The 18,164-nt window shown below is 69.8% G+C and carries 20 protein-coding genes; 9 read left to right on the top strand and 11 right to left on the bottom strand.

The window, feature by feature from the left end:
* Window positions 1-26: 26 nt before the first annotated feature.
* Window positions 27-512, bottom strand: coding sequence for a CarD family transcriptional regulator (locus ASD30_RS18720; RefSeq protein ID WP_056685347.1), 486 nt, complete (start codon window positions 510-512; stop codon window positions 27-29).
* A gap of 214 nt (window positions 513-726) precedes the next feature.
* On the opposite strand from ASD30_RS18720, the gene ASD30_RS18715 reads away from it, so the two are divergent.
* From ASD30_RS18715 to ASD30_RS18705, 3 genes are all read left to right on the top strand, one after another.
* Window positions 727-1,512, top strand: a complete 786-nt coding sequence (locus tag ASD30_RS18715; protein ID WP_056685345.1) for a UbiA family prenyltransferase — start codon at window positions 727-729, stop codon at window positions 1,510-1,512.
* 142 nt (window positions 1,513-1,654) lie between these two features.
* Entirely contained in the window at window positions 1,655-2,227 is a 573-nt protein-coding gene (locus ASD30_RS18710; protein WP_056685342.1) for a hypothetical protein, read from the top strand.
* Entirely contained in the window at window positions 2,227-2,970 is a 744-nt protein-coding gene (locus ASD30_RS18705) for a phosphoglyceromutase (RefSeq protein WP_056685339.1), read from the top strand. The genes ASD30_RS18710 and ASD30_RS18705 overlap by 1 nt, the downstream gene beginning before the upstream one ends.
* 91 nt (window positions 2,971-3,061) lie before the next feature.
* On the opposite strand, the gene ASD30_RS18700 is transcribed toward ASD30_RS18705, so the two are convergent.
* Window positions 3,062-3,694 carry an NAD(P)H-binding protein gene (locus ASD30_RS18700; protein WP_200949848.1) on the bottom strand — a complete coding sequence of 211 codons (633 nt, stop codon included), beginning with the start codon at window positions 3,692-3,694 and terminating at the stop codon, window positions 3,062-3,064.
* 142 nt (window positions 3,695-3,836) lie between these two features.
* Between ASD30_RS18700 and ASD30_RS18695 the strand changes: the two genes are divergently transcribed.
* On the top strand, window positions 3,837-4,739 hold the full coding sequence (locus ASD30_RS18695; RefSeq protein WP_056685336.1) for a hypothetical protein: 903 nt from the start codon (window positions 3,837-3,839) through the stop codon (window positions 4,737-4,739).
* Between the two features lie 123 nt (window positions 4,740-4,862).
* Entirely contained in the window at window positions 4,863-6,866 is a 2,004-nt protein-coding gene (locus tag ASD30_RS18690) for a M4 family metallopeptidase (RefSeq protein ID WP_082563995.1), read from the top strand.
* A gap of 102 nt (window positions 6,867-6,968) precedes the next feature.
* On the opposite strand, the gene phoU is transcribed toward ASD30_RS18690, so the two are convergent.
* Window positions 6,969-7,619, bottom strand: a complete 651-nt coding sequence (phoU, locus tag ASD30_RS18685; RefSeq protein ID WP_056685333.1) for a phosphate signaling complex protein PhoU — start codon at window positions 7,617-7,619, stop codon at window positions 6,969-6,971.
* Between the two features lie 120 nt (window positions 7,620-7,739).
* Here phoU and ASD30_RS18680 point away from each other — a divergent pair, with 120 nt between their 5' ends.
* The 3 genes from ASD30_RS18680 to ASD30_RS18670 all read left to right on the top strand — a co-directional run bounded on the left by ASD30_RS18680 (window position 7,740) and on the right by ASD30_RS18670 (window position 10,683).
* Window positions 7,740-8,870, top strand: a complete 1,131-nt coding sequence (locus ASD30_RS18680) for a sensor histidine kinase (RefSeq protein WP_056685329.1) — start codon at window positions 7,740-7,742, stop codon at window positions 8,868-8,870.
* Window positions 8,867-9,544 (top strand): response regulator transcription factor, encoded by a 678-nt coding sequence (locus tag ASD30_RS18675; protein WP_056685326.1) that lies wholly within the window; start codon window positions 8,867-8,869, stop codon window positions 9,542-9,544. Before ASD30_RS18680 ends, ASD30_RS18675 begins: the two co-directional genes overlap by 4 nt.
* Window positions 9,545-9,744: 200 nt before the next feature.
* The gene (locus tag ASD30_RS18670; protein ID WP_082563994.1) at window positions 9,745-10,683 is read left to right on the top strand and encodes a DMT family transporter; all 939 of its coding nucleotides are present in this window, start codon (window positions 9,745-9,747) and stop codon (window positions 10,681-10,683) included.
* Between the two features lie 112 nt (window positions 10,684-10,795).
* Here the strand turns inward: ASD30_RS18670 and ASD30_RS18665 are convergent, their stop codons facing one another.
* From ASD30_RS18665 to ASD30_RS18645, 5 genes are all read right to left on the bottom strand, one after another.
* The gene (locus ASD30_RS18665) at window positions 10,796-12,178 is read right to left on the bottom strand and encodes a peptidase C39 family protein (protein WP_056685322.1); all 1,383 of its coding nucleotides are present in this window, start codon (window positions 12,176-12,178) and stop codon (window positions 10,796-10,798) included.
* Window positions 12,179-12,416: 238 nt separating this feature from the next.
* Window positions 12,417-12,773 (bottom strand): DUF1304 domain-containing protein, encoded by a 357-nt coding sequence (locus ASD30_RS18660; RefSeq protein ID WP_056685319.1) that lies wholly within the window; start codon window positions 12,771-12,773, stop codon window positions 12,417-12,419.
* Between the two features lie 9 nt (window positions 12,774-12,782).
* Window positions 12,783-13,298, bottom strand: coding sequence for a YbjN domain-containing protein (locus ASD30_RS18655; RefSeq protein WP_056685304.1), 516 nt, complete (start codon window positions 13,296-13,298; stop codon window positions 12,783-12,785).
* Window positions 13,282-14,541 carry a D-inositol-3-phosphate glycosyltransferase gene (gene mshA, locus ASD30_RS18650; protein WP_056685301.1) on the bottom strand — a complete coding sequence of 420 codons (1,260 nt, stop codon included), beginning with the start codon at window positions 14,539-14,541 and terminating at the stop codon, window positions 13,282-13,284. The genes ASD30_RS18655 and mshA overlap by 17 nt, the downstream gene beginning before the upstream one ends.
* Window positions 14,542-14,666: 125 nt before the next feature.
* Window positions 14,667-15,017 (bottom strand): hypothetical protein, encoded by a 351-nt coding sequence (locus ASD30_RS18645; protein WP_056685298.1) that lies wholly within the window; start codon window positions 15,015-15,017, stop codon window positions 14,667-14,669.
* A 138-nt stretch (window positions 15,018-15,155) separates the two neighbouring features.
* Here ASD30_RS18645 and ASD30_RS18640 point away from each other — a divergent pair, with 138 nt between their 5' ends.
* The gene (locus ASD30_RS18640) at window positions 15,156-15,905 is read left to right on the top strand and encodes an SDR family NAD(P)-dependent oxidoreductase (RefSeq protein ID WP_056685295.1); all 750 of its coding nucleotides are present in this window, start codon (window positions 15,156-15,158) and stop codon (window positions 15,903-15,905) included.
* A gap of 33 nt (window positions 15,906-15,938) precedes the next feature.
* On the opposite strand, the gene ASD30_RS18635 is transcribed toward ASD30_RS18640, so the two are convergent.
* The 3 genes from ASD30_RS18635 to ASD30_RS27620 form a co-directional block, all read right to left on the bottom strand.
* Entirely contained in the window at window positions 15,939-16,622 is a 684-nt protein-coding gene (locus ASD30_RS18635; protein ID WP_056685292.1) for a response regulator transcription factor, read from the bottom strand.
* Window positions 16,619-17,845 carry a sensor histidine kinase gene (locus tag ASD30_RS18630; protein WP_056685288.1) on the bottom strand — a complete coding sequence of 409 codons (1,227 nt, stop codon included), beginning with the start codon at window positions 17,843-17,845 and terminating at the stop codon, window positions 16,619-16,621. Before ASD30_RS18630 ends, ASD30_RS18635 begins: the two co-directional genes overlap by 4 nt.
* A gap of 139 nt (window positions 17,846-17,984) precedes the next feature.
* Window positions 17,985-18,164: hypothetical protein (locus ASD30_RS27620; protein WP_235532630.1), on the bottom strand; the 180-nt coding region annotated here is incomplete at its 5' end.

The raw sequence follows: 18,164 nt of genomic DNA, 5'->3' as shown, positions 1-18,164 counted from the left end.
CGTGGGGCTCTTGCGTGAAACAGGGATCAGGAAGCGAGGACCTCGTCGAGGATCGCCTCTGCCTTGTCTTCGTTGGTGTGCTCGGCCAGGGCCAGCTCGGAGACGAGGATCTGGCGTGCCTTCGCCAGCATCCGCTTCTCACCGGCGGACAGGCCGCGGTCACGCTCACGGCGCCACAGGTCGCGAACGACCTCGGCAACCTTCATCACATCACCCGAGTGCAGCTTCTCGAGGTTCGCCTTGTAGCGACGCGACCAGTTCGTCGGCTCCTCGACGTGCGCGGCACGAAGGACGTCGAACACGCGGTCGAGGCCCTCCTTGTCCACGACGTCACGAACCCCGACCAGGTCGAGGTTGCAGGCAGGAACCCGAACGACAAGGTCCTGCTGTGCGACGATGCGGAGAACCAGGTATTCCCTGTCTTCTCCCTTGATGGTGCGCGTCTCGATGTCCTCGATGACAGCCGCTCCGTGATTTGGGTAAACAACCGTTTCGCCGACGGTAAATGTCATGTGCCAAGTACCCCTTCCTAGGTGACCAGTCTAACACGAGTTCTAGACACCCCTTTCCACGTTTGCGCAGGTCAGGTGCCCAATCCGGGCTTGACAGAACCGCATTGCCTGTGGTGGGCAAGTGTTCTCGAGGCCTCGATCGGGCGCCGCCGCCGTACCGCACTGGCGCGTCGAATCCCTGCAATCACGGGCCCCTTGGTCAATACTTCGGCCTATGTCTGCCAAGAACTACAAGCCCGCACGACGCGTCCGTTCGTCGCGCGCCGACGGCACACCGGGCGCGGTCTTCGAGCTCGGTCGGAGCCTGCCCGTCGCGTTGTTCCGGGCCAGCCACCCGCGGCAGGCAGTGCTGGTCACGCTCGGCCTCACGGTCGCTGCCGCCCTGGCCGGCCGCCCCACGCGCGAGGTCGGCCTGGTGCTGGCCACCGCACTCGTCGGACAGGTGCTGCTCGGCTGGCACAACGACCTCGTCGACGCCGACCGCGACAAGTCCCACGCCCGCGAGGGAAAGCCCGTCGCCGCGGGCTACCTCGAGAAGGGCACGGTGGTCTTCTCGATCGCCGTCGCGGCACTGCTGGTGATCCCGCTGGCGATCTCCCACGGCCTCACGTCCGGCCTGACCTGGCTGGGCATACTGCTGATCGCCATGCTCACCAACGCCGGGCTGCTGCGTCGCAGCCAGTTCTCCTACCTGCCCTGGATGGCCACGTTCGGCCTGTTCCCCGCGTTCCTGTCGTACGGCGGCTGGGGTGGCGACGGCGCGGGTGGTCCGCCGACCCTGGCCCTCACCGTGTGCGCCGCACTGCTCGGCATCGGCGTCCACCTGCTCGTCTCCCTGCCCGGCCTGGTCGACGACAACAAGGACGGTACGACGAGCTTCCCGCTCCGGATCGCGTTGAGGACGGGGGCTCCGAAGCTGATGGTGATCGCCGTCATCTACACGATCGTGGTCGGGGCAGCGCTGATCGCGACCGCCCTCACCGTCGGCCTCGTGCAGTGAATGAATGAGGCGTGAACCCGCCGCCGGGTCGGGATGCGGACACCGCGAGCCCGGCATCTCCCACTCGGAATATGTCGTCTAGGCTGTGACCCGACTGCGGTCCGGTCAGACACGGCCCGCCGACGACACCAAAGGCCTTCAGATGCTGCTTCGCAACCGGATTGCCCGCGCCATCGCTGCCGGCACCTTCGTGCTCGCCGCGCCCATGCTGGCGTCGTGTGGCTTCAACTACGCCACGGACAAGGTCTACACGCCGGCTCCCGGCGCGAACAACCGTGACCACGCCGTCGACGTGCTCAACGCCGTGATCGTCGCCACCGCCGACGGCGAGGGCACCCTGGTGACCACGCTGTCGAACAACGACCTCGAGAACGAGGACACGCTCACCGGCATCACCGGCGAGGGTGTCACCGCCCAGGTCAAGGGCAAGGTCACCGTCGCCCCCGGCGGCGCCACCCGCATCGCGAACACCACCGACGACCTGCCCGCCGCCAGCGGCGACTCGGTCGACGGCATCAAGGTCACCGGCGACTTCAAGATCGGCGGCTGGGCCACCCTGACGCTGAGCTTCAGCCACTCCGACCCCGTGAAGGTGGAGGTGCCGATCGTGGCCAACGCCGGCCAGTGGGCCGGCCAGGACGGCGACGAGCTGACCGAGGGCCAGGAGGTCGGCCACTCGGGCGAGGAGCACGCCACCGAGGGCGACGACCACTGATGACCTACACCCTCATCCTGCTCCGCCACGGCGAGAGCGAGTGGAACGCGAAGAACCTCTTCACCGGCTGGGTCGACGTGGCCCTGACCGAGAAGGGCCGCGCCGAGGCCGTCCGCGGCGGTGAGCAGCTGGTCGCCGCAGGCCTGTTGCCCGACGTGGTCCACACGTCGCTCCAGCGCCGCGCGATCAACACCGCCGTGCTCGCCCTCGATGCCGCGGACCGCCACTGGATCCCGGTCAGGCGCAGCTGGCGCCTCAACGAGCGCCACTACGGCGCCCTGCAGGGCAAGGACAAGAAGCAGACCCTCGCCGAGTACGGCGAGGAGCAGTTCATGACCTGGCGCCGCTCGTTCGACACCCCGCCTCCGCCGTTGGCCGACGACGACGAGTTCTCCCAGGTGGGCGATCCCCGCTATGCCGACCTGGGCGACGAGATGCCCCGCACCGAGTGCCTCAAGGACGTCATCGCGCGACTGCTCCCCTACTGGGAGTCCGACATCGTCGCCGACCTGCGCGCCGACAAGACGGTGCTGGTCGCCGCCCACGGCAACAGTCTGCGCGCGATCGTCAAGCACCTCGACGGCATCAGTGACACCGACATCGCCGGGTTGAACATCCCCACCGGCATGCCGCTGGTCTACCGCCTCGACGACGACCTCGCACCGACGGTCAAGGGTGGCGAGTACCTCGACCCCGAGGCCGCCGCCGAGGCCGCCGCCGCCGTGGCCAACCAGGGCCGCTGACCACCCACCCCGCGAGTAACGCTCCGTCCATGCTGCTTTGCACCCTGCTGGCGGGGGTCGAAGTGTCCGCAGGGGCGCAGCAGACCAGCGGTCAGAGCGACTCGCTCTGACGCACGTGCACGCCGGGGTCGGCGGCCACCGCTGACCCGACGAGTGCCGCGGCCACCCGGTCGACGTGCACGGGACGATATCGGGCCGGCATCAGCGGCTTGATCGCGCGACTGGCCTCGACGAGGTGGTCACCGATGCCGGTCGCACGGGTGCGGACACCACCGACCAGGCCGGCAGGGCGCAGCAGGGTCAGCGACTCGAAGCCGCACTTCTCGAGAGCGTTCTCAGTCTCGCCCTTCACCCGCAGGTAGAACGTGTGCGACCTCTCGTCGGCGCCCACCGACGAGACCAGTGCGTACGACGACGCCCCGGCCTGGCGGGTCAGTTCGGCAACCCGGAGTGGGAGGTCGTGGTCGACCTGTCGGAACGCGTCACGCGAGCCAGCCAGCTTGCGCGTCGTACCCAGGGCGCAGGCGACGGCGTCGACGCTCCAGATGTCGCTGTCCCCGGGCAGGTCGTGGAAGTCGAGCACCGGGTTGGTCAGACCGTCGCGCTCGGCGAGGGGACGCCGGGTGGGGGCGACGACGCGGTCGACCCGGGTGTCGGCGAGGGCCATCTCGAGAGCTCGGGAGCCCACGGCACCCGTGGCGCCGAGGATGAGGAGTGTGGTCACTGATGCAGGCTATGCGACCCACCCGGGTCGATCACGAGTCGGACCCGATCACGCGTGGAGGCTCAGCAGCAGGCGGCCTGCCGGGAGCGTGCTGCTAGATTTCGACGCTCGGGGAGATGGGTTGGGGCACGATCGGAGAACCGTGCCCGCGCTGATCACACGCCCCAACGACTTCGCCACCGCGCTGCGCGAAGCGGTCGAACGCAGCGGGCTGTGTCTGGAGAACATCCAGCAGCGTCTCGCCGAACGCGGGGTCGAGGTCAGCGTCGCCACGCTGAGCTACTGGCAGAGCGGCAACCGGGTCCCCGGCCGCAAGCGCTCGCAGATGGTCGTCGCCCACCTCGAGAGCGTGCTCGGCCTGGCCCCACGCAGCCTGCGGGTGCTGGTCCCGGCACCACGTCCACGAGGCCCCGTCCGGGCCCCGAAGCAGGTCGGCCTGGTGCCGCGCTTCGTCGAGCGCGAGGCCGTACGTCGCATCGCCGAGAAGGTGCAGGCACACTCGGGCGGCCAGCACCTGACACGGATCAGCCAGCACGACGTCGTACGCCTGGACGCCGCGCGACGCATCGAGTCGGTGCGCATCCGCACCGTCGCCCGGGCCGACGCCGACGGCCTCGAGGGCATCGGGGTCACCCAGTTCTTCGAGGACCGCACCGCCGGGACCCCCTGGCTCACCGTCCATGCCGGCGCCGAGGTCGCCTCCCGGCACGTCGACACGGCCCACCGGGTGCTCGGCACGGAGCTGCGCTTCGCCCAGTCCTTGAGCCGTGGCGACACCGTCGTGCTCGACTACGAGATCACCGCCGACGGGCCCGGCCCGCTCGACACGTCGTACGACGCCAGCTGTGCGCGTGCGATCCGCGAGTACGTCGTCGAGGTGCACTTCCCGACGAATGACCTGCCGGAGTGGGTGGAGGCCTACCACCGGCCCCGTGACGAGGGTGGCGACTCGGCCCGGCGGGTGACCGTCGACTCGCTGGGGCACGCGCACTACGTGGTGCTCGACTGTGCCCCCGGCACGACCGGGCTCGCCTGGCACTACTGACCTTCGGGTCGGCCCGTCCACGAGTCAAAAGTTAACAAGCCCGCCTCTCTTGCCTGCCGGCGTACGACGACACAAGGTCGAAGGCAGTGTCGACTCCGGCACCAACTCGGGAAAGAGAGATCAATGAGTCACAACCTCATCTCGCGCAGGCGCCGCACACTGGTGGCCTCCGCGACGATCGCCCTCATGTGCCTCGCGCCGACCGCGCAGGCATTCGGGGGCGACGACGACGTCCAGAAGCCGCGCGAAGACCGCTCGTCTGACCTCCAGGCCCAGCAGCGCAACAGCGCCAAGACGGTCACCGTCAAGGAGCAGAAGCAGCTGCTGTCCCGGGCCCGCTCCGGCGAGGCGACGATGGCGAAGAAGATCGGGCTCCCGGCCAGCCAGGAGCTCACCGCCACCGACGTGGTCAAGGACACCGACGGCGTCACGCACACCCGCTACCAGCGCACCTACCAGGGCATGCGGGTCATCGGCGGCGACATGATCGTCCACGCCAACGCCAAGGGAGCGGTGACCGGCGTCCAGCACGCCAGCCGGGCCGCGGTGAAGCCGACCAGCAGCACGGCCAAGGTCAGCAGGGCCAGGGCCCTCGACGCGGGCGTCCGCACGGCCGGCTACAAGGTCACCGGCAAGTCCGCGGAGCAGGTCGTCTTCGCGACCGACGGTGGCGACCGGCTGGCCTACGACGTCGTCGTGAAGGGTGTGAAGAAGGACCAGACGCCCAGCCGCCTGCACGTCATCGTCGACGCCCAGACCGGCAAGACCCTGGCCAGCTGGGACGAGATCCACACCGGCACCGGCCACGGAATCTTCGTCGGCGAGGTCGAGATCGGCACCAAGGCCGTCAGCGGTGGCTTCGAGATGACCGACACCGAGCGCGGCAACGGCACGACCATAGACCTCGGCAACGGCGAGTCCGGCGGCTCGGTGATGACCGATGAGGACGACGACTGGGGCGACGGAACGATGGCCGACCCGCACTCGGCCGGTGTCGACGCGCACTACGGCGCCGCGCAGACGTGGGACTACTTCCTCGACAAGCACGGCCGCCACGGCATCTTCGACGACGGCGTCGGCGTCCCCTCGCGGGTCCACTACGGCGACAACTACGTCAACGCCTTCTGGGACGGCCAGCAGATGACGTACGGCGACGGCGAGAACAACGAGAACCCGCTCACCGAGCTGGACGTGGCCGGCCACGAGATGAGCCACGGTGTCACCGAGGCGACCGCCGGGCTGGTCTACTACGGCGACGCGGGCGGCCTCAACGAGTCCACCAGCGACATCTTCGGCACCGCGGTGGAGTTCAACGCCAACAACGCAGAGGACGTCGGCGACTACCTGATCGGCGAAGAGATCGACATCAACGGCAACGGGACACCCCTGCGCTACATGGACCAGCCCTCCAAGGACGGTGCCAGCTACGACTGCTGGACCCCCGAGATCGGCAACGACGACCCGCACTACACCTCGGGTCCGGGCAACCACTTCTTCTACCTGGCCTCCGAGGGCTCGGGCGCGAAGGAGATCAACGGGGTCAGCTACGACAGCCCCACCTGTGACGACTCGACCGTCGAGGGCATCGGCCGTGAGAACGTCGAGCAGATCTGGTTCAAGGCCCTCGACGCCTACATGACCTCGACCACGACCTACCCCGAGGCGCGTGACGCGACGGTGCAGGCCGCGACCGACATCTACGGTGCCGACAGCGCTGAGTGCGCCGGAGTCGAGAAGGCATGGGACGGCGTGGGCGTGCCGGAGAACGACGTCGCCTGCACCGGCGGCGGAACCGACCCGGAGCCGGGCACCTGCCCGGACCTCACGCTCACCGACAACGGCAGCCTGACCGGCACGAACGACTACTCGTACGAGCCGGGCGCCGAGGGTTACTACACCTCGGCCGCTGCGGGCACGCACAAGGCGTGCCTCGACGGTCCGGAGGGCACCGACTACGACCTCTACCTGGAGAAGTGGAACGGCAGCTCGTGGGTGCGGGTGGCCAAGAGTGACTCCTCGAGCTCGCACGAGGAGATCACCTATGAGGGCACGGCGGGTTCCTACTCGTACGTCGTCCAGTCCTACCGCGGATCGGGCGACTACTCGATGAGGCTCTCCAAGCCCTGACCGACGACCGGGTCCCCCGAGGGCCTGGCCGAGAAGGGCATCGGCCCGCACTCCACAGTGGAGTGCGGGCCGACGTCTTGTCCTTGCGGTCCCAGCCTGGACTCAGTCGTCGACGACGGTCTCGCCGGTCACCACGAAGACCACCCGACGGGCGACCGAGACGGCGTGGTCCGCGATCCGCTCGTAGTAGCGGCCCAGCAGGGCCAGGTCGACGGCCGGCTCGACACCGTGGGTCCACTCCGAGCTGAGCAGCTCACGCAGGGAGTTGCGGCGCAGGCGGTCCATCTCGTCGTCGTCCTGGGCCAGCTCGGCGGCAGCCTCGACGTCGCGCTTCTCGATGATCTCCGCGGTCTTCGCGGTCATCATCTCGGCCACCGTGGCCATCCGGCGGATGGTCGGCTCCGCCTGCGCCGGTACGGCGACCGACGGGACGCGCAACCGGGCGATCTTGGCGACGTGGACGGACAGGTCGCCCATCCGCTCGAGCTCGGCCACCATGCGCAGCGCGGCGACCACCGTGCGGAGGTCACGGGCGACCGGCTGCTGCAGCGAGAGCAGCTCGAATGACTTCTCCTCCACCGCCTCCCGGGCGAGGTCGATCGCCTTGTCGCCGCTGATCACCTCTTCGGCGATGTGCACGTCACCGGTCATCAAGGCTTCGGTGGCACGCGACACGGCGTGCTGGACCTGGCGGGCGATGCCCGCCAGGTCGATGAAGATGGAATCGAGTTCGTCATGGAAGGCCTCACGCATGCGGGAGACAGTAAGGGGCGCAAGTGACCAGCCGTCGCTGATGCGTGAACTGGGGATGAACAGTGTGAAGCATTGGACTCGTTGGCGAACTCCAGGTGAAACGCTGCGTACGATCATGGCGTGACGACATCGCAAACGGTCCTGTTTGCGCTGCTCATCGGCCTTTTCGTGGCCGGGGTCGTGCTGGCCTTCGTGATGAGCGAGCGGCAGCAGCAACGGATCCCCGACACCGCCGAGCCCGTGGTTCCCACCGGCGTGGCCCAGGTGCTGTCGGTGCTGCGTTCCAGTGCGATGGTGATCGACGACGACGACGTCGTACGCAAGGCCTCCGCGCCGGCGTACGCCCTCGGCCTGGTCGGCGGTCACGAGCTCAAGGACTCCGGACTCTCCGAGGTCGTGCGCCAGGTGCGCCGCGACGGGCAGATCCGGGAGACCGAGATCGTCGTCGCCCGTACGTCGGCCGCGCCCGCGCGCCACGTCACCGCCCGCGTGGCGCCGTTGGGCGCCCGGCTGATCCTGGTGCTGGTCGAGGACCGCACCCGTGAGCGCCGGGTCGAGGCGATCCGCCGCGACTTCGTCGGCAACGTGAGCCACGAGCTGAAGACCCCGATCGGTGCGATCCGCATCCTCGCCGAGGCCGTGCAGGAGGCCTCCGACGACCCCGAGGCGGTCGAGCGCTTCGCCGGCCGGATGATCATCGAGAGCGAGCGACTGGCCCGCCTCGTGCAGCAGATCATCGAGCTCTCCCGGCTCCAGGGCGACGACCCGCTCGACCAGCCGCTGCCGGTCGACGTCGACTCGATCATCGCCACCGCGGTCGACACCGTCGCGATCGACGCCGAGTCGCGAGGGCTGTCGGTGGTGGCCTCGGGCGAGAAGGGCCTCAAGGTCCTCGGCAACACCGAGCAGATCGCCGTGGCGGTGGGCAACCTGGTCGCCAACGCCGTGAACTACTCCCTCGACCGGTCGTCGGTGCTGGTCGCCGCGCGCGCCACCGAGGAGTCCGTCGAGATCTCGGTGACCGACCAGGGCATCGGCATCCCGACCGAGGAGATCGACCGAATCTTCGAGCGGTTCTACCGGGTCGACCCGGCCAGGCACCGCTCCACAGGTGGCACCGGCCTCGGCCTGTCCATCGTCAAGCACGTCGCGGCCACCCACGGTGGCGACATCCGCGTATGGTCCGTCGAGGGACAGGGATCCACGTTCACCCTGACCCTTCCCAGGAAAAAGCAGGAGGCACGTCCGTGACCCGGGTACTCGTTGTCGAAGACGAAGAGAGCTACAGCGACGCCTTGGCGTACATGCTCCGCAAGGAAGGCTTCGAGGTCGCGGTGGCCAACACCGGCCCCGACGCCCTCACCGAGTTCGACCGGGCGGGCGCCGACATCGTGCTCCTCGACCTTATGCTGCCGGGCATCCCCGGCACGGAGGTGTGCCGTCAGATCCGGCAGACCTCGACGGTGCCGGTGATCATGGTCAGCGCCAAGGACGACGAGGTCGACAAGGTGGTCGGGCTCGAGCTGGGCGCCGACGACTACGTCACCAAGCCCTACTCCCCCCGCGAGCTGGTCGCGCGGATCCGCGCCGTACTCCGCCGCGGGCAGGAGCCCGACCTGTCGCCGGCCACGCTCGAGGCCGGCCCGGTGCGCATGGACGTCGAGCGCCACGTGGTGACCGTCGACGGCAACGAGCAGCGGCTGCCGCTCAAGGAGTTCGAGCTGCTCGAGATGTTCCTGCGCAACCCCGGCCGTGTGCTCACCCGCGGCCAGCTGATCGACCGGGTGTGGGGGTCGGACTACGTCGGCGACACCAAGACGCTCGACGTGCACGTGAAGCGGCTGCGCGCCAAGCTCGAGCCCGACCCCGGTGAGCCGAAGTTCCTGGTCACCGTCCGCGGCCTCGGCTACAAGCTCGACCTCTAGCTCTCCGATACTCCCTGACGTTTCGGCCCTTCCTTGGGGATACTCCCTGACGTTTCGGCCCTTCCTTGGGGATACTCCCTGACGTTTCGGCCCTTCGAGGTCGGACATCTCAGGCAGTATCGGGGAGTACGGCGGGATGTCGCGCAACGCTGTCCGAAAATCGCTCGGCAACGACGTACGCCGGTCCCTAGGCTTGGTGAGTGACGAACTCCCCAGCCCTGACTCGCACCTGGCTGCCCACCGCAGCCGCCGGATTCACCCTTGTGTGCTGGGCGTCCGCCTTCGTGGCGATCCGGCACCTCGGGCACGACGTGACCCCGGGTGCGCTGACCATCGGGCGGCTCGGCATCGCGGCGATCGTGCTCGGCATCATGGTCTATCGGCGTCCGCGCACCTGGCCCCGTGGGCGTGAGTGGCCGCTGCTCATCGCGTGCGGCGTGATGTGGTTCGGCATCTACAACCTCGCCCTCAACGAGGCCGAGCGCCGCATCGACGCCGGCACTGCGGCCATGCTGATCCAGATCGGCCCGCTGCTGGTAGCGCTGCTTGCCGCGGTGTTCCTCGACGAGCGCCTCACCAAGTGGCTGGTGGTCGGCATCGCCATCGGCTTCACCGGCGTCGCGATCATCGCGCTGGCCAACGACCAGTCCGGCGACCGCGACCTGTGGGGCGTGCTGCTGACCGTGCTCGCGGCAATCACCTACGGCATCGGCGTGGTCTGCCAGAAGCCGTTGACCCGGCGACTGCACCCGTTCGAGATCACGTTCCTGGCCTGCGTGATCGGCTTGCTCACCGCCTCGCCGTTCACCGGTGAGTTCGTCGACCTGGTGGAGCACGGCAGCGCCTCGTCGTGGCTGTGGATCCTCTACCTCGGCGTCTTCCCGACCGCCCTCGCGTTCTCGACCTGGGCCTTCGCGTTGACCCACATGGACGCCGGCCGCCTCGCGATCACGACGTTCCTGGTGCCGGTCATCGCGATCGTGCTGGCTGCCGTGCTGCTCGGCGAGACGCCTCCGGCACTGGCGTACGTCGGAGGGGTGCTGTGCGTGGTCGGCGTGCTCGTCTCACGGCGCCGTACGAAGGCCCGCGAGCCGGAGCCGTTGGCCGGCGTACCGGCCGACCAACCCGTCACGACATGACTGCCGCGACGGCCGACCACGGAATCGTCGGGGAGTATCGCGGGTGGAGGGCCGGAACGTCAGGGAGTATCGCGGGTGGAGGGCCGGAACGTCAGGGAGTATCGCGGGTGGGTCACCAGCGGGGGGAATCGCCGGGAAGGGCTCTGCCGGGCGGGCGGATCACGTAGGCCACGCCGCCGGACCCACCGAGCCACGCGCGCTCGAACTGGTCGCGACGGTAGACCCGGCGTACGCCGGCATTCGTCGCGGCAGACGGGTCGTTGACGATCACCCGGCCGTCGGCCGCGAACCCCGTGATCACCACCAGGTGGCCCGGCGTCGAGGTCAGCGGCGACCCGTCGAGACCGCCACGCGCGAACGCGATGGAGACCACCACGGGAATGCCGGCCCGGATGAACCGCTCGGCGTCGCGCAGGTTCAGCAGGCGGGTGACGAAGGCGTCCGTGGAGTACTGCCCGGCATAGGCGGTGTTGAACGGCCAGTTGCCGGTGCCCTGGTAGTTGTGGTCGTAGGTGTAGCGCGCAGCGTGGTCGACCTGGCCATCGCGTTCACCGGTCCACGCGTAGTGCTCCGGACTCGGCCCGCGGCCGTAGTAGCGCAGCACCATGGCCGTCGACGTCGGCGAGCACCAGGCCTCGCCGCCCGCGTCCCACTGCGGGTAGTGGCCGGTGTGGATCATCTGGGAGAACTTCGGCACCGCCCTCTCGCTGGTCGCGCGCATCGAGGTCGGCGAAGTCGCCGCGGTGCGCGTGGTGAAGTTCGCCGCGACCGCGCCGATCGAGTCGAGGCGCGGCGTCGCGGTGGTGCCACTGCGCCGCATCAGCGTGACGCGGAGCTGCCACTGGCGCATCCGGCTGGTGCCCTGGCTGACCAGGGTGTCGGTGTTCAGCTTGTTGAGGTCGTCGGTCTGCGCCTCACCGGAGTAGCGATGGATGCTCTCGACGGTGAAGCCCCACACCGCGAGCGTGTCCCACGAGCTGGCCGCCGTCGCCGACTTCGTGCGCGCGTCGATCCGCAGGTAGGTGCCGGCCGGCACGCGGGCGTTCCACGATGCGATGAGGTTGGTCGCGTCGAAGCCCGGCGCCACCCACGGCGAGGTCCAGCGTGCGTAGTCGTAGCGGACCGAGCGCCCCGAGCCGTAGGGATCACGCAGGCTGGCCGACCCCATCGGCCGGGCTGCGAACTGCAGCGATCCGTTGCTGATCAGGCTGCCGTTGCGCAGGCCGGTCGCGAGCTCGGCGTTGCTGCTCCAGCGGGTGGTCTGCACCCGCGGCGTGACGGCCCCCGCCCGCTGTACGACGACCGCGGGCGACGCGTGCGACGTACCGGCTGAGGACGTGATGGCTGCCGGAGCGGCAACCTGCGCTGCGGCCAGGGGCGCAGTCGCGGCCGGACGCGCAGCCGTGGCCAGGGGTGCGGCGGCGGCCAAGGGCGCGGCGATCAGGAGTACGACGGCCAGGCGTGACGGCGTACGACGAGCGGAGGGGAAGGCCATGCCCGACAGCGTAAGTGACGAAAGTGACGCGTGGGACTGACTTCACGCGACCCGTCGCCAGTTCAGGTTGACCTGTCGCCAATTCTGGGCGACCCGTCGCCAGTCTTTCGTGCCGATCGAAACTCACGACGGGTCGATCAGAACTCACGACGGGTCGAACGAAACTCACGACGGGTCGATCAGAACTCACGACGGGTCGATCGAAACTAACGACGGGTCGATCAGAACTGGCGACGGGTCAGGTGAGAGCGGGGATGAGGAGGATCAGGCCGATCAGGGCGGGCACGGCTTGGACGAACAGGATCTTGCGGCTCACGGTGGCCGCGCCGTAGACGCCGGCCACCACGACGCACGCCAGGAAGAACGCGATCGTCGGTTCGTCGCCGCGGATCATCCCGAAGACCAGGCCGGCGACGAGGAACCCGTTGTAGAGGCCCTGGTTGGCGGCCAGCGCCTTGGTCTCCTCCGCGAACTCCGCCGTGAGCCCGAAGGCCTTGCGACCGGCCGGCGCCGTCCAGAGGAACATCTCGAGCACCAGGAACCAGAGGTGCAGTGCGGCGACGAGGCCGGCGATCACGTAGGCAACCGTTGTCATGGGCGGAACCTACTCCTGCTCGAGCCACCCGCGGAACGCTTCGAGGTTCTTCGTGGACTCGCCCCGCGAGATGCGCCACTCCCACTCCTTGCGGATGGAGGAGGCGAAGCCGAGCTCGAGGATGGTGTTGAACGACTCGTCGGCGGTGGCCAGCACCGTGCCGAGCAGGCGGTCGAGGTCGTCGGCGTTGGTCGACGAGAGCGGCAGCCGGGCGTCGAGGTAGATGTCACCGTGCCGGTCGATGGCGAACGCGACGGCGTACAGCCGCAGGTTCTTCTCCAGCAGCCAGCGGAAGACGCCCTCGTGGTTCTCGTCGGGGTTGCGGCACACGAACGCGTGGACGCCGAGCGCGTGCGGGCCGACGTCGACGCGCACCGGAGTCTGCAGCTTGTTCTCACCCGGGAGCGAGAACGAGAAGACGCCGGGGGCGCCCTCGTCGTAGGCGACCTCGTTGTCGACCAGCCAGGCGCGGACGACCTCGACCCGATCGTGATCGGGCCGTTCTGCCTCAACCTGCGGTGACAATCGCCTCGTCCTCCCTCATCAGTCCGGCAGCCCGGCGGTAGACCTCGAGGGTACGGTCCGCGGTGCGCTCCCACGAGAACTGCCGCGCCTGCTCGACCGCACCGGCGGCCAGGCGGGCGTGCAGCCCGGGCTCCCGGAGGACCCGGCCGAGGGCGTGCGCCCAGTCGCGGGGCTCGTGGCTGTCGACCAGGAGGCCGGAGTGCTCGTCGCGGACGACGGTCGGCAGGCCGCCGACGGCAGCCGCGACCACGGGCGCTCCGGCGGCCTGCGCCTCCACGGCGACCAGGCCGAACGACTCGTTGTAGGACGGTACGGCGACCAGGGTCGCGGCCGAGCACCAGTCGGCCAGCACGGACTGGGCGACCGGCGGCACGAACCGCACCACGTCGTCGAGCCCGAGGTCGTGGGCCAGGTCGGCCAGGGCCTCCGGGTGCTCGAGCCCGGACCCGGAGGGTCCGCCCACGATCGGCACCACGAGGCGCGCACGGAGGGACGGGTCCTCGGTCAGCAGCACGTGCACGGCCTTGAGGAGGACGTCGGGCGCCTTCAACGGCTGGAGCCGACCGGCGAAGAGCAGCACCTGGGCGTCGGCCGGCAGCCCGAGGCGTTCGCGGGCGTCGATGCGGGGACGGAACACGTTGAGGTCGACACCCGGGTGCACCACCTCGACCCGTCCGGGCTCGGCGTCGTACAGCTCGATCAGCTGCTTGGCCTCGAGGTCGGTGTTGGCGATCAGCATGTCGGCGGCCTCGACGACCTGCTCCTCGCCGAGCACGCGCGCGATCGGCTCGGGGGTGTCTCCCTCGGCCATCGCCTCGTTCTTCACCTTCGCCATGGTGTGCATCGAGTGGACGAGCGGGACGCCCCAACGGTCACGGGCCAGCGCGCCGACCTGTCCGGAGAGCCAGTAGTGCGAGTGCACCGCGTCGTAGTGGCCGGGCAGGTTCGCCGCCTCGGCGCGCAGCACCTCGCGCGCGAAGACGCACAGCTGCCCCGGGAGCTCGGACTTGGTCAGCCCCTCGAAGGGTCCGGCGTGCACGTGGCGCACCAGGATGTTGTCGGAGAACTCGACGATCGGATCCAGTGTCGACGACGTGGCCCGGGTGAAGATGTCGACGGCGATGCCGCGACGGGCCAGCTGTCGGGACAGCTCGACCACGTAGACATTCATGCCGCCTGCGTCGCCGGTGCCCGGCTGGTCCAGCGGCGAGGTGTGCAGGCTGATCATCGCGATGCGGCTCATCTGCGCGTCGTACCTCCTCGGGTCATCCTCCCCAGAACCACGGTGGCAGGCCTGCTATTCCCGGCTGTTCCCGCCGGCAGGCGGCAGGCGGCAGGCGGCATGCGGCATGCGGGAGGGTGCAGGCGTCAGCGGCTGTGCGAGCCGTGGGTGCGTGGCGCACGGGACCCACGCCACCGGACGGCGAGGAACAGGAACAGCAGGACGGCCAGGACACCGACGCCGAGATCGACCGGGTCAGGGTCGAGCTCGCTGTGCAGGGTGACCAGCACCGAGCCGGCGAGGCACACGACGCCGACCGCGACGATGGCCTGCAGCCAGACCGGAGCCTTCGGGACCAGCATCAGCCCGATGCAGAGGACCGCGACGCCCAGAAGTCCGAAGCCCGCCCACTGCAAGGGATCGGCACTGTCGATGAAGTGGCGGACGACAAGGCACAGCCCACCCAGGATCCCGGTCACGGCGGCCAGTCCACGCACGTCGACGCTTCCTCTCTGTGCACACGCAGGCGCGCTCTCGTGCACGCGCAGGCACGCCACCCCGACGCGCCACCGACCCAGTGTGCCGTGGCTGGCCCGTCCCTGCCACTCGTCTCTCCATCCGGCACAATCCTCGCCATGAGCACTCGCCGCACAGCAGTCGTCACCGGAGCCTCCAGCGGGATCGGCGCCGCCACCGCCCGAGCGCTCGCCGCCGAGGGGTTCCGGGTGGTCTGCGCCGCACGCCGTACCGACCGGATCGAGCAGCTCGCCGCCGAGATCGACGGCCTCGCGGTGGCCTGTGACGTCACCGACGCCGCGTCGGTCGACGGCCTCGCACGAGCCGTCGGCGAATCGGTCCACGTGCTGGTCAACAACGCCGGCGGCGCCTTCGGCTCCGCGCCCGTCGAGTCGGCCGACGCCGAGCAGTGGCAGGCGATGTACGACGTCAACGTGGTCGGGCTGATGCGGGTGACGCAGGCGCTGCTGCCGGCCCTGCGAGCCAGCGGGGACGGCGTCATCGTCAACGTCGGCTCCACGGCCGGGCGGGTCCCCTACGAGACCGGCGCCGGCTACGTCGCGGCCAAGCACGGCACGAAGGTGGTGACCCAGACCCTGCGCCTCGAGCTGCTCGGCGAACCGATCCGGGTCAGCGAGATCGCGCCCGGCATGGTGCACACCGAGGAGTTCTCCCTGGTCCGCTTCGGTGGCGACCAGGCCAAGGCCGACGCGGTGTACGCCGGCGTACCCGACCCCCTGGTCGCCGAGGACGTCGCCGACGCCATCGCGTGGGTGGCCACCCGACCGGCCCACGTGAACATCGACGAGCTGGTCATCAAGCCGCGTGCCCAAGCCGCCCAGAACAACGTGCACCGCACCAGCGACTAGTGCCCGGGCGCCCTCGCTCTGGACCGAGCCCTGCTAGGAGCCACCGGGCGTCACGATGCCGTGGTCGAACGCATAGACCACGGCGGCCGCACGGTCGCGCAGGTCCAGCTTGGTGAACACCCGGCCGATGTGGCTCTTCACGGTCAGCTCGGAGATGTGCAGCGCCGAAGCGATCTCGCTGTTGGCCAGGCCGCGCCCGATGGCCTGGAGCACTTCGTACTCCCGGGCGGTCAGCTCCTCCGGGCGCTGTGCCGACTCGGGGCCGGTGCGCACGTAGGTGCTCAGCACCCGCCCGGTCACGCCGGGGTCGAGCCACGAGTCACCCGCGGCGACCGCGCGCACGGCGCGGATGAGGTCCTCGGCGGGCGAGTCCTTGAGCACGAACCCCGCGGCTCCGGCGCGCAGCGCACCGGAGAGCAGCTCGTCGTCGTCGAACGTGGTGAGCGCGAGCACCGGTGGCGCCTCCGGGTCGGTGCGCAGCCGCGTGGTCGCCTCGATGCCACCGACCCGCTTCATCCGCAGGTCCATCACCACCACGTCGACCGGGGCACCCGTGCCGTCGTACGCCGCGGCGAGCTCGGCCAGCGTGCCCGGGATCTCGGCACCGTCGGCGCACTCGCCGACGACCTCGAACCCGTCACGGCGGCGCAGGATGCGCTGCAGCCCGGACCGCACCAGCTCCTGGTCGTCGACCAGCAGCACCCGCACCGGGTTCATCGAGCCCTTCCCTTCATCCGCTTCACCACGCACCACTCCGCCGAACCCGGGAGGTCCACCTCCACCAACCACTGGTCGGCCGCGCCCGGATCGCGTCCGGCGTACAAGGTGCCACCGAACTGCTCGACCCGGGCCGCCATGCCGGCCAGCCCGGAGCCGCCGGTGCCACGTCGCGCCGCCGCCGGCGCCGGGTTGCGCACCGTCAGGGTCGCGCCGCGCGACGAGTAGTCGACGCGCACCTGCGCGGGCGCGGACGGCGCGTGCCGGGCCACGTTGGTGAGTGACTCCTGCACCGCACGGAACAGGCAGAGGCCGGCCGACTCGGGCACGCCGGACGGGTCGCCGGACTCCGCGAAGTCGACCTCGAGCCCGGCGGCCCGGATGTCGTCGACCAGCCCCGGGATGTCACCGGCCGCGGGCAGGGCCGCCTGTACGTCGGAGCGCGGGCCGTTGTTGAGGACGCCGACGGTGCGCCGGATGTCGGCCATCGCCTGGCGTCCGATCCGTTCGGCGTCCTCGAGGGCGTGGACGGCGTCGTCGACGTCGCGGTCCTCGGTCAACGCCCGGCGGGCACCGGTCACGTGCAGCAGGGTGACGCTGAGCGAGTGCGCGACGAGGTCGTGGATCTCGCGCGCGATGCGCTGGCGCTCCTCGAGGGCGGCACGGGCGCGGGCGCCGTCGACTGCGTCGCGTTCGGCGGAGATCGCGCGCATCTGCCACCGCAGCGTGTAGCCGATCATGAACGCCACCAGGATCGACGGCAGCCCCAGCTCGAGGGCATCCGGTCCTTCGATGACGAACATCATCACCACCGACAGCCCGCCCACGAAGAGGCCGAGGCGCGCACCTTCGGTGGTGGTCATCTCGCCGACCAGCAGGGCCAGGGCGAGCACGGTCGCGTCGGCGTTGGTGTCGACGACCATCGGCGCGGACAGCATCCAGCCCACACCGGCCAACCCGAACGCCGTGCCGATGCTCCAGTGCAGCCAGTCGCGCAGCACGAAGTGCAGGGCGTGCGGGACGGCGATCAGCAGCACCGCCAGGACCACGGGCTGCGGCGTCCAGAGAACGTCGCGCTGTGCGGCCGCGACCAGCATGGCGCCGACCTGGCCGACCGAGGTGATGACCGCGATCCACCACGGGTAGACGAGTCCGCGGGAGGCGCCCTTGTCCTCGATGCGGGCGCGCAGCGCACGCACGAACGCGCCCAGGTCGACAGACATGTGGCCAGCCTAGGGAACTCACGCGCCGTTGCCATCACTCCGCGGGCGGGTGGCGACTCCTACCAGGGTCGGAGCCCGGATGGGTACCGCAGCGCGATGCCCGGCCAGGGTGCCCGCGCCTAGCGTCAATACCGTTCAGTTAGGGCGGAGTTACCGTGTAGGTCGGTAGGCCCTTGGGCTGGGGCCAGGTGGCGTGATGGGCGCGTTTGACGTGCCACTTGACGTACTTGCGCTTGATGACTCGGGGTGCCGAGCGTCGTCGTCGGGTGGGGTTGAGTCGACGCAGGAGGCGGCGGAGGAAGTCCAGCCAGGCGGGGCT

This window comes from Nocardioides sp. Root140 (assembly GCF_001426745.1).
In the GTDB taxonomy this organism is placed as follows: domain Bacteria; phylum Actinomycetota; class Actinomycetes; order Propionibacteriales; family Nocardioidaceae; genus Nocardioides.
Note: the sequence above shows the minus strand (reverse complement) of the source record. Positions and strands in the feature narration are given on the sequence as shown.

Coding starts and splice junctions, on each gene's coding strand:
- ASD30_RS18630 (WP_056685288.1), bottom strand. CDS start 17,845: ATGTCTGTCGACCTGGGCGCGTTCGTGCGTGCGCTGCGCGCCCGCATC.
- ASD30_RS18660 (WP_056685319.1), bottom strand. CDS start 12,773: ATGACAACGGTTGCCTACGTGATCGCCGGCCTCGTCGCCGCACTGCAC.
- ASD30_RS18715 (WP_056685345.1), top strand. CDS start 727: ATGTCTGCCAAGAACTACAAGCCCGCACGACGCGTCCGTTCGTCGCGC.
- ASD30_RS18720 (WP_056685347.1), bottom strand. CDS start 512: ATGACATTTACCGTCGGCGAAACGGTTGTTTACCCAAATCACGGAGCG.
- ASD30_RS18665 (WP_056685322.1), bottom strand. CDS start 12,178: ATGGCCTTCCCCTCCGCTCGTCGTACGCCGTCACGCCTGGCCGTCGTA.
- mshA (WP_056685301.1), bottom strand. CDS start 14,541: ATGAGCCGCATCGCGATGATCAGCCTGCACACCTCGCCGCTGGACCAG.
- ASD30_RS18710 (WP_056685342.1), top strand. CDS start 1,655: ATGCTGCTTCGCAACCGGATTGCCCGCGCCATCGCTGCCGGCACCTTC.
- ASD30_RS18690 (WP_082563995.1), top strand. CDS start 4,863: ATGAGTCACAACCTCATCTCGCGCAGGCGCCGCACACTGGTGGCCTCC.
- ASD30_RS18705 (WP_056685339.1), top strand. CDS start 2,227: ATGACCTACACCCTCATCCTGCTCCGCCACGGCGAGAGCGAGTGGAAC.
- ASD30_RS18640 (WP_056685295.1), top strand. CDS start 15,156: ATGAGCACTCGCCGCACAGCAGTCGTCACCGGAGCCTCCAGCGGGATC.
- ASD30_RS18635 (WP_056685292.1), bottom strand. CDS start 16,622: ATGAACCCGGTGCGGGTGCTGCTGGTCGACGACCAGGAGCTGGTGCGG.
- phoU (WP_056685333.1), bottom strand. CDS start 7,619: ATGCGTGAGGCCTTCCATGACGAACTCGATTCCATCTTCATCGACCTG.